This window comes from Acetobacter sp. AC2005 (genome assembly GCF_037901235.1).
In the GTDB taxonomy this organism is placed as follows: domain Bacteria; phylum Pseudomonadota; class Alphaproteobacteria; order Acetobacterales; family Acetobacteraceae; genus Acetobacter; species Acetobacter oryzoeni.
In genome coordinates this window covers 2,586,869-2,600,185 of the sequence record NZ_CP149625.1, presented here as the reverse complement: position 1 = coordinate 2,600,185, position 13,317 = coordinate 2,586,869, and the positions used below count along the sequence as shown (strand labels likewise).

The 13,317-nt window shown below is 49.4% G+C and carries 5 protein-coding genes; all 5 read left to right on the top strand.

Going from position 1 to position 13,317, the window contains the following annotated elements:
* The first annotated feature begins 198 nt into the window (after positions 1 to 198).
* The 5 genes from QQM41_RS12415 to QQM41_RS12395 all read left to right on the top strand — a co-directional run bounded on the left by QQM41_RS12415 (position 199) and on the right by QQM41_RS12395 (position 13,284).
* The gene (locus QQM41_RS12415; RefSeq protein ID WP_339077317.1) at positions 199 to 2,346 is read left to right on the top strand and encodes an AsmA family protein; all 2,148 of its coding nucleotides are present in this window, start codon (positions 199 to 201) and stop codon (positions 2,344 to 2,346) included.
* 425 nt (positions 2,347 to 2,771) lie between these two features.
* Positions 2,772 to 4,661 (top strand): N-acyl-D-glutamate deacylase, encoded by a 1,890-nt coding sequence (locus QQM41_RS12410; RefSeq protein WP_339077316.1) that lies wholly within the window; start codon positions 2,772 to 2,774, stop codon positions 4,659 to 4,661.
* 162 nt (positions 4,662 to 4,823) lie between these two features.
* The gene (locus QQM41_RS12405) at positions 4,824 to 5,768 is read left to right on the top strand and encodes an alpha/beta hydrolase (RefSeq protein ID WP_339077315.1); all 945 of its coding nucleotides are present in this window, start codon (positions 4,824 to 4,826) and stop codon (positions 5,766 to 5,768) included.
* 119 nt (positions 5,769 to 5,887) lie between these two features.
* Positions 5,888 to 11,920 (top strand): DUF3320 domain-containing protein, encoded by a 6,033-nt coding sequence (locus tag QQM41_RS12400; protein ID WP_339077314.1) that lies wholly within the window; start codon positions 5,888 to 5,890, stop codon positions 11,918 to 11,920.
* Between the two features lie 212 nt (positions 11,921 to 12,132).
* On the top strand, positions 12,133 to 13,284 hold the full coding sequence (locus QQM41_RS12395) for an acyl-CoA dehydrogenase family protein (protein WP_339077313.1): 1,152 nt from the start codon (positions 12,133 to 12,135) through the stop codon (positions 13,282 to 13,284).
* Positions 13,285 to 13,317: the final 33 nt, after the last annotated feature.

The following is a 13,317-nucleotide window of genomic DNA, read 5'->3' as shown; positions in this document are numbered from 1 at the left end:
GGTATCTCTGGCCATATTTAGGACGAGTGTCTTTTTTAGGAACACACATTCCCTTTCTGCCGTTTTCAGGCAGGAACTTCGCAACCCAACATAGCGTTGGCCTTGTTATATAGACGCAATGCCGGGATAAGTTTTTCTATCCCTGACATATTTTAATTTTAATCTTTTTGGCCTTTATACCATCAAGGAGCCTACCTTATGACTGAAACACCCCCTCAGACACCAGCAAAATCACACCCGGTGCTGATAGGGTTTGGCTCCTTCCTGCTGGCCATTATTCTGCTGATTCTATTCTGGTCGTGGGACTGGTTTGTACCTTTGGTCAATTCCCGCGCTACAGAAATGCTCCATCGTAAAACAACTATTGAGCATCTGCATGTGGGCTTGGGCCGCATCACAACCATTCGCGTAGAAAACCTGAAGATTGAACAGCCTCAGACCTTTTCTCAGGAAAAAAGCCTATTTGCTGAATCCAAGGAATTAGCCGTTTCAGTCGATGTCTGGTCCTACATATGGCATCATGCGCTCCATATTCCGTTTATAGCGCTGACAGACCCCAAAGCAGATATTCTTGCCCGCAAGAATGGTGAAAACAACTATACCTTTACTGCAGACGGAAAGCCTGCCTCCACAGATAAAAAGAACGCAGATAAAGCAACCAGCCTTCCTGATATTGGGGAACTGCGCATTACCAATGGCGCGCTGCATGTTCGGCATGATCCGCTACAGGCTGATATGCAGATGGGCGTGGAAACAACCCCACCAGAAGGTAATAGCCGTGGGGCTCTGCGCCTCACAGCCAAGGGGCGTTATGCGCAACAACCTATTACAGCCCGCTTTGTAGGGGGAACAGTTCTCTCTTTTGTTGCAGATAAAGAACCCTACCCGGTTGATCTTTTTGTGCAAAATGGCCCAACAACAGCCAAACTGAAAGGTGACGTGGTCCATCCCCTCACTCTTGCTGGTGCCCGCCTGAAACTGCACTTTGCCGGGCCAGATATGTCCTTGCTGTACCCCCTCACTGGTGTGCCTATTCCCCGCACGCCAGCTTACAGCATTACTGGCGCTTTGGATTATACCCGTGAGCATATTGTATTCCGAGATTTTGAAGGCAAAATGGGCACGAGTGACATTGGGGGGACCATTGAAGTCAACCCGCATGAAAAACCCATATTCGTACAGGCAAACCTTCATTCCAAGCAGGTAAATCTTGTTGATTTGGGGGGCTTTATTGGTGCAAAGCCAGATAAGACAAAGGCTGAAGAAAAAGCAGAAGCCAAAAGCAACACGGTGCTACCTGATACGCCTATCAACATTCCCAAACTGAATGCTGTGAATGCTCATGTCACGTATCATGGGGCGCATATCGAAAACCAGAAAGTGCCGCTTGATAACATTGATGCCGAGTTTTTTGTGACTGATGGCGCCATTGATCTCAAACGCCTGAATTTTGCGGTTGGAAATGGCACTTTGGCCAGTTCTGCCACCCTTAAGCCAGATGGCAAACTGTTTGATACGACCGCCCGGATTGATTTTGCCCGGATTGATCTTTCACGCATTATGCAGGCCACTACAGATTCAAAAGCCCAAGGTATTATTGGTGGGCATATGACTCTGAAAGCAAAAGGTAATTCCATTGCTTCCTTAATGGCTGCTGGCAATGGGGGACTTACGCTGGTGCTGGATCAAGGCGGGGATATTACCGCTATCTTGCCAAGTGTGTTGGGGCTACAATTGGCTAACGCTGTTCTTAGCGCGATTGGCCTGCCCTCCCATACAGATATTCGCTGCTTTATTGCCGATATGCCGCTCAAGAACGGTATCGTTTCTACTAACACTCTGTTGCTTGAAACGGGTGAATCCCGCACCTTGGGCAAAGGTACCATCAATTTCCGCACGAATAAGCTGGATTACGAACTCACCACACGTTCACAAAACCCCACCATCGCTTCGTTGCCTGGTGCGTTTCATATTACCGGCCCCATCAAGTCTCCTACCGTTTTGCCTGGTGCCGAAATTCTTGGCCGCGCAGCTGCGACCGCAGGTCTTGGGTTTGTTTTTCCACCACTTGCTTTGCTCCCAACCATTCAGATTGGCGTTGGTGATAAATCTTTGTGCAGCCGTGCTGTTCAGGAAGTTAACAGCAATCCTGCAGCTGGTATTGCACCCGGAGCCTTGTCTCATGCACGTGGTTCAGTAGGAAAAAGCAAGCTTTCCCCTGCTAAATCCCGCACAGTAAGCAGTAAGAAACCGCAACCGGCTCAGCCACCAAAAAAAGAACAGAAGCAAATGACACCTGCCGAAGTGCGAGCTGCATGGGATGCAAAGCTAAAGAATAAAAAATAGGAAAGCCGGTTTTATTTTCCTATACCTGTATTCTGATTAATGTGCATTGACTGCGGACAAACAAAAGGTTTGTCCGCAGTGCTGGTCCATATATTATCCAAAACTAGGAAATCGCAGACGCAAAATTGCGATCTGCTTAATTTTCTTATAAACTCGTGCATAAAGCGGGTTCTATTCTTGTGTATAGACCCCGCTTTTCACTGAATTTCCGAAAAATATATACATTTAATAAATGCTTCTTGAATTATTCAATTATAATTCCAGAAAATGTTGATTGTATAATTAATTTCCACATACTTTTATATAAAACAAATTATTTAGAAACCAATTACCCTTCAAATCTGTTGTGATGAGATAAATTAGGTGCCGACAGAACAGTCAGCATATGTTTTTCATGCCTTTCTGCGCTATTTTCGGAGCTATATATGGCTGATATTATTTGCCGAAATAGCCTTCTGTTTGATGGCTCTGGAACGCCTCCTATCATTGCAGATGTTGCTGTTACGAATGGTAAAATTACTGCCATCGGATCTCATCTTGAAGCGGCATGTAATACTGTTGAGATAGAATGTCAGGGTTTATGGCTGATGCCAGGATTACTGGATATTCATACTCATCTTGATCTGGAAATAGAACTCGCTCCCGAATTGCCAGAAGTGGTGCGGCATGGAACGACAACTGTTGTCATAAGTAATTGCTCTATCGGGGTCACATATGGCCATCAGCGCAGTAATGGCGAAGACCCTATTGTTGATTGTTTTGCACGGGTTGAGAACATGCCAAAACCAATCCTCAAAAGGGTTGCTGATGCATGTACATGGTCAGATTCAGAAAGCTATCTTCATCATCTGGAAAGCCTGCCTCTAGGGCCAAATGTGGTGCCGCTCATACCTCATTCCATGCTCAGAATTGCAGTCATGGGGTTAACCGCATCTATCAGCAGAAAGCCAACACAGCAGGAACTTGCCCATATGGAGCAACTTCTGGAAGCTGGCATGACTCAAGGTTATGCTGGCTTCTCAACCGATGCACTGCCTTTTCATTTTCTGGCCAATTCACCGAATAAAAAGAAAAAAATTCCAACACAATATGCTTGTTTCCAAGAATTATCCCGGCTGACAAACATTGTACGACGTTATAATCGTGTTTGGCAGGCCACGCCCTCAAAAGACAATATTTTTGTTGCTGTACGCAGCTTTATGCTCAGCAGTGGACGCCTTTACAAGCATTCACTCAAAACCACAGTGTTGGCAGCGATTGATCTACAAACCAACCGTTCTGCCATGTATCTTTGTCTCCTGCTTTCTTCAATACTGAACTCCCGCATATTCAAAGGGAACTTGCGCTTTCAAGCTCTCTCCTCATCGTTTCGCATCTGGAGTGACGGCGCCATCAATCCGATTGCTGATGAAATTCCTGAGTTTCGGGCACTTAACGAACTGGAACTGGATGACCGTTTGGGCCGTGCACGCATTTTGAACGATCCAAAATGGGTCAAAGCATTCCGCAAAATGTGGCTCAAAGGAAAAAATGGCTGGTCTTTTAGAAAAATATTGCGGCTTTTTCGCATGGAAGGCGTTGTGCTTACCCGGAATCTGAATGACATGATTGTGGCGGAGTGCCCGCTTGCCAGTTGGATTGGAGACACGCTGGAAGCCCCGTATCGTAGGCTTCTTATGTATCAGGCTGCGGGGGCTCATAATGCCGCATCCACTGATGAAGAAGAGGTATTTTTCTCCAGTTTTCCGAACCCAATCAAAGATGATGCTGCATTCTTTTTACATTTGCTGCGCACATGGGATACAGATTTGCGATGGGAAACAACTTTTGCAAACCGGAATGTAAAAACACTTAAAAAGCTCCTGTTTCACAAGCAAACACTACCGGGTTTTAACGATAGCGGCGCACATCTTGCCAATATTGGTTTTTACGATGGCAACCTTCGTGCTTTAAAAATTGCGCAGCAAGAAGGATTGAAGCAGGTTTCAGTCATGGTTCATCGCCTAACAGGTCTTCCTGCCAAGTTTTTTGGAATTCATGCGGGGTTAGTGCGTCCTGGTATGCAGGCCGATCTTTGCATTATTGATCCGATCGCTCTTGCACGGTGGAACCCTGAAAAAACATATCACTTTATACACCGTCCCCAGTTTGGATGTCGGCAGGTTGTTAACCGTCCTGATGCTGTTGTGCGGAATGTTATTATTGGCGGCAAAGTAGCATGGCATGACAGTGGATATTCAGAGGAATTTGGAAAAACTGCATATGGGCGTGTTATCAGAGCAAAAGACCACCCATCGGAACAAAACATTCTCTAATAAGCCGATTTTTTTGGTGTTTGTTAAACAATTCTACCCGATTTACCTAAGTGTCCCATGGGGAAAACCCCAACAATTCAACTTATTGTAGGGTCATTGTTATTTTGGGTAACCGTTCTTTATGATCCTGTTGCTTCTCAACAGAAATAAAGAGTTCTTTCAGTGACTACTCTGCATTTGGTCGATATCGAACAGCGCGACATGATTGCGTCATTTCCGTCTTTCAACCCAGAGCAGGATGATCTGATGGAGTTCCGCCGCAGCTTGGTTGAAGGGACAACAGCTCTCCTCAATTCTGGAGCTGTCAAATATGAGGAGCGACTGATCCCCGGCCCAGATGCAGCCCCGGATGTTCGCGTCATCCTGTTTCACCCACCTAAAACCAGCAGAACAACGTCTGCCATTTTTTACGTCCATGGTGGCGGCATGATTGCCGGAACCCCTGACATGCAGGCGGGTATGCTGGACCGACTGGCATCTGAAACAGGCACACTCATTGTCTCGGTTGATTATCGACTGGCACCGGAAACGCCTTTCCCTGGTGGGTTGGAAGATGTTTATGCCGCACTGGTCTGGCTGCATGAGAGTGCGGGAGAATTGGGCATTAATTCTGAGCGCATCATGGTTATGGGGGATAGTGGTGGAGGATGTTTGGCCGCCGCCACAGCACTTCTGGCGCGAGATCGCGGCAAGATAAAATTGCACGCACAAGTCCTGATTTATCCAATGCTTGATCTGCGCACAGGCAGCACAAATGCGCCTTCAGATGATCCGACAACAGGAGAGTTTGTGTGGACACGCGCCCAGAACCAACATGCTTGGTCTGCCGTGCGTGGAGAATTGACTGATGATGATCCGCAATTTGGTTATTTATCGCCTGCATTCATGCGTGATCTCTCCGGCTTGCCGCCAACATTCATTATTACTGGTGCGCTGGATCTATTTCGCGATGAAGATATTACTTTTGCGCAGCGCCTATGGAAAGCAAGCGTACCAACAGAACTTATCGTCTATGCCAATGCAGTACATGCCTTTGACCTATTGCCCTCCTCTCTAGGCAAACGTGTGCGTCATGATGTGTTGGAAGCTGTACGCCGCCTGCTATAAACTTAAAAATTCCGCCAATACACGGCTTGCAAATCTGGCACCAATTACAGACACTCCTCTTTCCTATGAAACATGAATAACTTTGCCATAATACAAGCGGTAGTTGTGTTATTGAGCGCATGATAACGGCAGATAAAGGGGACTTTTGGGTGGATACAGAGCAAAAACAGATTTCTGAAAACTCCGATCACCCCTTGCCTGCCGAAACACCATCGCTGCAAATCGCACTACAGGAAGCCGTAAATGCAAGCCTGTGGGAAAACAGTGTTCCCGTTCTTGAAGAACTTGCTTTCGATAACAAAACAGACGTTGAATATCCTGCCGTAGAAATTACCATCAGCAGTGAACCTCCGTTTCTTACGCCACGCTCATGGATGTTGCAGCAGGTTCGCCCCCAAGAACTGCGCGTGCTGAATGATCGTGACATCACGCTTGATGGGGCATTGCTTTCCGTCCAAACGGAAGCTTCCAAAGCTGTCGTAACAGTTACCGCACGTGCCGGAGAGCAGGAATTAACCAAAATCACCCGCGATGTGCGCGTATTGGCACGTAATGAATGGGGCGGCCTATGTGGTATTCCTGATATTCTTGCAGCATTTGTTTTGCCGAATGACCCAGCAATAGCCCGTATTCTGCGCAATGCAGCCGATATTTTGCAGCAGGCCGGGCAAGTTGCCTCGCTGGAAGGATATCAGGGCGATAAAACCAGAGTATGGGCACAGGCGCAGGCTATCTGGTGTGCTATTTGTGGGCTGAACATCACTTACATCAACCCTCCCGCATCTTTTGTGGAACATGGGCAACGCATTCGCCTGCCCTCTCAGGTGTATGAAGAACGGCTGGCCACCTGCCTGGATACCACCGTTCTTTTTGCCGCCTGCCTTGAGGCCATTGGCCTGCGCCCATTGATTGTTCTTACCAAAGGGCATGCATTTGCAGGTTTCTGGCTTTCTCAGCAGGATGCAGGTGCATCCGTTGTTCAGGATCTGCCGGGCATACGCAACCGCCTGAAACTTGATGACCTGCGCGTTTTTGAAACAACGCTTGTAACGGCTGCCCGCAAACCCAGCTTTGCAACTGCCTGTGAGCGCGGAGAGGCTCACCTGCGCGATATCGGCGATGATGACGAAGACGCATTCCGTGAAATTATTGATGTGCATCGCGCACGTCTTCGCCGCATCCGTCCTCTTTCTACTCCAGGTTTACGCACAGATACCGCGCTTGATGAAACCTCGGAAGATACTTCCGAGCAGCCGCTTTTTGAGGCACCTCCGGCCCTGCGTGAGGAACGGGAAGAAGAACTGTTACCGGATCGCCCCGCTGATCGTGTTCAGCGCTGGTGCAATCGTCTTCTGGATATGTCAGCGCGTAACCGCCTGCTTAATTTGCCGAAGTCTGACCGTCAGCAAATTGAAATTGAGTGCCCAGAGCCTGCCACACTGGAAGATATGCTGGCAGACATGCGCGCAGGCGGTAACGCTAAACCTTTACGCTTTATTTCTGCGCCAGACCTGATGGATGAGGATGATCCTCGCAACAAATCCCTTCATCAAGACCGCCATCAGGAGGATGCCGCACGCGCCTATGCCATAGAGGCGCTTGCACGGCGCGAGATTGTTGTCCCGCGCAAGAAAGAAAACCTCCAGAACGCCCTTATCGAGATTTATCGGCAAGCCAGAGCTGCGGAGCAGGAAGGCGGCACGAATGTGCTCTTTCTGACCATAGGGGCTTTGGCGTGGACACCAGAGGATAAGAGTAAGCCTTATCTTGCGCCACTTATTCTTGTTCCGGTAATTCTGGAACGCGCCAGCATTAAATCTCCCTTTACGTTACGTGCGCACAGTGATGAAACCCGCATAAACACAACACTTTTGGAAATGCTGCGTGCGGATTATGATATCCGCATCCCCCTGTTGGAACATGAAAACCTTCCTGAAGATGGTTCAGGGTTGGATGTACCAAAAATTATCGAAGCATTCCGGCTTCATCTGCGCCACATTCCGGGATGGGAAATTCGTGAACATGTTAGTCTGACCACATTAAGTTTCTCAAAGTTCTTGATGTGGAAAGATCTTCTTGAGCGGCGAGACAAGCTGGCTACCAATGATGTTGCAAGCCGTCTGTTAAATGGTGTTCAAGAACCCGAGCAAGATGGTGCTACACCTTCCAATGGGTTTGATGCTTCTCAGGATCTCGATACGGCATTGGCTGAAGCTGATCTTGTGTGCCCGATGGAAGCTGATTCCTCACAGCTTAAAGCCGTGGCACGGGCTGCTGCGGGCGAAAATTTTGTGCTGATTGGCCCACCGGGCACAGGTAAAAGCCAGACAATTGGTAACATTATTGCCAATACACTAGCGCAAGGCCGCACCGTATTGTTTGTGGCCGAAAAGCGCACAGCGCTGGAGGTTGTACGTAATCGGCTGGCAAAGCTGGGTATTGCCGAGTTCTGTCTGGATCTGTTCTCACCCAAAGCCAGTAAAATGGGTGTGCTCCAGCAATTCCAGACAGCCCAGGCCGCGCTGGAAGATTTTCAGCAGGAAGAATACGCACACACAAAACAAACACTTGATGCGCTGCGGCTTGAACTGAATGCTTATGTTCACGCGCTCCATGCCCCACGCCGAAATGGCTGGACGCCTTACCGGGGTATTGGCATCACATTACGTGCGCAGGAAGAAAAAATCGTACGCATCCCCCTTGTGTGGCGTGACGCTGATGCACATTCAAAAACAGATTACGACAACCTAGTGCAGGCGGCCGAAGACCTGGCCACACTCTATGCCCGCATTGGCGATATTGTTGTATCTCCCCAATTGGCAGGCCTTGAGCAGACGGAATGGTCCCCTCTGTGGGAGGCGCGGTTGCTGGAGACAGTCAAAGCAACGCTGGCAGCTTTGGGGGAACTTCGCAACGCGGCTCATGATGTGGTCAAGGCGCTTGCATTGGGGGCAGATAATTTATCATTTATCCGCCTCGGGCAGATTGATGCGCTATGCGCACATTTATTACAGCCCCATGCAGCCGGTTGGGCGTTTGGAGATGCCGCGCAGGACATTTGCAGCCAAGTGCTTGCAGAAAAAGAGCAGGTTGCCAAACATCGCACCCTGACTGAAGACCTGAATACACGCTGGAAAGAAAGCGTTGATACGCTTCCAGTGTCTGACATTCTTGCTGAATGGCGCACGGCAAAAGAAAAATGGCTGATAGCGCGTTCCATGGGGCAAAAAGCCATCCGCAAGCGGTTAAATGACCATGCCATAGCTATGCCGGAAGATTGCGAAAGCGATCTGGAAAAGCTGGTGGAACGCCAGACCATTGCCAATAAGCTGGAAGAAGCACCGCACAAGGCACATATCGGTGCCCTATGGCGCGGACTTGAGACTGATTTCGACCAGGTAAACCTTGTTTTTGAATGGGGACAGCAGGCTAGAAACCATCTTGGCGGATGTATGGCAGACACAGCCGCCCTCCTCTCTGCCCGCGCCCATCTCAAAACCTTGCTCACCGAAGGGCAGGATCTGCTGGCACCGGGAGGCAGCGTTCATACTGCACTCACGCAGTATCGGGCTTCCTTCTCAGCACTACAAACAACCCTGAAAACGCTTGCTGAGTGTAGTGCCAGTAATATCAGCGCTCTGGTAAACTCCAAGGCTCCTGATTGGCTTAACGAGGTTAGTGAAAAACTACAAAGCTGGAAAAACTCTGCGCGTGAATTGCGGGACTGGTGCGCATGGCAACGCGCCTGCCACCATGCAGCACAACTGGGTTTAACGCCTTTGGTGACTGCAATAGAGCAAGGTCTGGTTGCGCAGGAAGATGTGCTTTCTGTTTTTGAAGCAAATTACGCCCGTTGGTGGACCATGCATGCCGTAAGTGATTCCGCACTGTTAAGCGGTTTTGTGGCTGCAACGCATGAAGGACGTATTCTGCGTTTTCGTGAACTTGATGAGAAACTGAAAAACCTAGCCGTCAGGTTGATACGTGCACGCTTGGCAGGACAAATTCCCGGGGAAGCCACGCGGCAGCATGACCCTGAATACAAGGTATTAACGCGCGAAATTGCAAAAAAGACCCGTCATCTCCCGGTGCGTCAACTGGCTGAAAAAATGCCTCACGCCCTGCGCACGTTAACCCCCTGCCTGATGATGAGCCCTCTTTCTGTGGCCCAATATCTGCCGGCCGATGCTGAATCTTTTGATCTGGTGATTTTTGATGAGGCCTCTCAGATTGCAACGTGGGATGCCATTGGCGCTATTGGCCGAGGAAAACAGGTTATTGTGGTGGGAGACCCCAAACAGCTTCCGCCAACAGACTTCTTTATAGCCGGCAAGGCTGCGGAGGATGCAGCCATATCCGATGAAATGACTGACCTTGATTCCATTCTGGATGAATGCCTTGGCGCAGGTATTCCTGCCATTAGTCTGGAATGGCATTATCGTAGTCGGCATGAAAGCCTGATCGCCTTCTCTAACCAGACATATTATAGCGGCAACCTCGTTACCTTCCCCTCACCTGTCACATCAGATCAGGCGGTATCATTCCGTTTCGTACCCAAAGGCATTTATGAGCCCGGACGTAACGGGTCCCATACCAACCCTGTAGAAGCACGTATGGTGGTTGCCGAGGCGGTAAAGATCATGCGGGATGGGCGGGAACGTTCCGTTGGTATTGTTACCTTTAATAGTGAACAGCAAAAACTAATTGTCGATCTGCTGGAAGCAGAAGTGCGCAAAGACCCAAGCCTTGAAAGATTTACGGGCGATGCCGCCCCAGAACCTCTGCTTGTAAAAAACCTGGAGAATATTCAGGGTGAAGAGCGCGATGTTATGCTGTTCTCCCTAACTTATGGCCCTGATGTTGCGGGCAAGATTTCCATGAACTTCGGGCCGCTTAACCGGGAAGGCGGTGAACGGCGCCTGAATGTTGCTATCACTCGTGCCAGAGAACAGTTGATTGTGTTCGGCTCGCTCCGAGGCGACCAGATTGCAATTGAACGCACACGCGCCGCAGGTGTGCGTGATTTGCGCCGCTTCCTGCTCTTTGCTGAACGTGGCGCAACAGCACTGGCTGGTGCGCATGAAGGTTCTGTTGGTGGTTATGACAGTGTATTCGAAATTGAAGTTGCCTCTATGCTGCGTGCCAAGGGGTGGGATGTCATAACGCAAGTAGGTGTATCCGGCTTTCGTATTGATCTGGGTGTGGTGGATCCCGACCTGCCCACCACATTTTTAGCAGGCATTGAATGTGACGGAGCGACATATCACCGAAGCGCTACTGCACGTGATCGGGATAGGCTTCGGCAGGCCGTGCTTGAAAACCTTGGCTGGAACATCCTGCGTATTTGGTCCACAGACTGGTGGACCAATGCACCGCGTGAAGTGGAACGGGTTGACCGTGCCCTGAACGCGTTTTTGGAAGAAGCACGCAAAAAACGGGCAGAACAGGCAGAACATGATGCGGCAATGGCAGCAGCAAGCCTGAGCGCAACTCCCCCCGAAATAGAGGAGATTCCTGCCAATTCTGTCGCTACATCTCACGCGGAACCTCTGGCGGAAACCCCACTATCCGATGCGTTGGCACTAGCTGCGCCATCATCTGAACCACTTTACGCCAAGGCTCCTACTGAAAGCGTTACACTCACGCCTCCAAAACCGGTGATTGATCCTTCCCGCTTTCATCAGGAAGATTATCTGCCAACATTAACGCAACTCATTCACCAGATTGTGGATGAGACAGGCGTTATACGTGAAGATGTGCTTATCCAGACACTCTCGCGCGAGCATGGCTTTGCCCGTGTGGGCAGAGAGATACGTGAGCGCATTCAACGTGCAGTTCCGTCCTCGCTTGGTCATACGGAGGAAAGTGTGGGTGTATTCCTGTGGTCAGAACGCCTGCCTGTTGCGCCACGCGTACCTCTGTCTTCTTTCTCTTCAGAGAAAAGCATAGATCCTACCAAAGTCCCGTTGCCTGCTCTGGTGGATCTTGCCTGCCGCGCTATCGCCATTGATTGCCCTGATGATGAAGCCATTACGCGTATGCGCGATGCCTGCGGTATGAGCCGTATGGGGCAAGCAACACGCACCAGATTTGCTGAGGCCTTGCAAGCCGCGCGGCTGATGAATGATAACCAGACCGAAGTATTATCCTGAAAATATCAACAGGCATTGCAAGAATGAAGGTGTGTGACTGAGCACCTTCATTCTCTCTCTTAATTGGCCATGACAGCATAAAAAAACCAAAGCGTTTGTATGAACATACGCTCCGGCCAGAAATCAGCATGGCTAAGTTATTGACAGATATATTCGCGTCATAAATGTTGTATTTTATGACGAACCCATAGAAATGGTGAAATATATATTCCATGTCAATTGATCTACAGACCGCGCACAGTGCCATTGATGCTGCTAGGCATCTCAAGCAACAGTTTGCCACACGTGCCGCGCATCATGATCGTACTGGAATTTTTGCGCAGGAAAATATTGAAGATCTTCGTCAGGCAGGACTGCTGTCTTTACGTCTATCTACACCTACGCGCCCTACGCCATTCACACTAACCGTTGTGCAGGATATTGTTGGGCAGATTGCTCAGGGTGATGCTTCTACAGCACTGGTTATGGTCAATCATTATATGGTACGCGCTGCCATTGCACATCATCAATTCGGTTCAGATGAGGTCGCCCGCTGGATAGAAGATGAACAGCATGATCAACTGCTGAATATCCTTTTGGCGGAACCAGACCTTGGATCTACCTCTCGTGGCGGATTGCCAGGTACAGTTGCCACCCGCACGGAAAGCGGATGGGTTTTAACGGGACGAAAAGCCTATGCAACCGGCATTCCCGGTTTATCGTGGCTTCTGGTATGCGCCTGCACAGATGAGACACCAGCACAAGTTGGTACCTTTATTGTTCCTGCCAAGGCAGATGGCATTGCTGTTCTTGAAAACTGGGACCACATCGGCATGCGGGCCAGCAATAGCCATGAGGTCATGTTTACCGAAGTTACCTTGCCACCCGATGCAGCACTGGAATTACATGCGCCTGATGCACCGCCAATCGGGCATAATACTCTTGTTTTATGGAATACAGGCCTGTTGGGGGCTTTGTATAATGGCATTGCGACCGCCGCATTGGCGTGGTTTTGTGACTTCCTGAAAAACCGCGTTCCATCCAATTTGGGAGCACCACTGGCAACACTGCCTTCAATGCTCGATGCTGTTGGCGGATTTAGCATTACATTGCACATGAACGCCATGGTGCTGCACCTTTACGCAGCAGATGTAGAGGCAGAGCATTCCCCCCAGCAACTAAAGGCACATGCAGCAGTTATAAAAACGCGTGTTGTAGATGCCGCTGCGGATTTTACATCTGCTCTCCTTGGTTTGGCTGGTAATGCCGGACTATCTGCTCACAATCCATTAGAGCGTGCCCATCGCGATGCGCTCTGTGGGCGTATTCACGCACCTCATGCTGAATTACTTCGGCGGATCGCAGGCCAGCAGGCTCTTTCATAAACTCGCAATCATTCTTGCTACTGGAAAAACCAA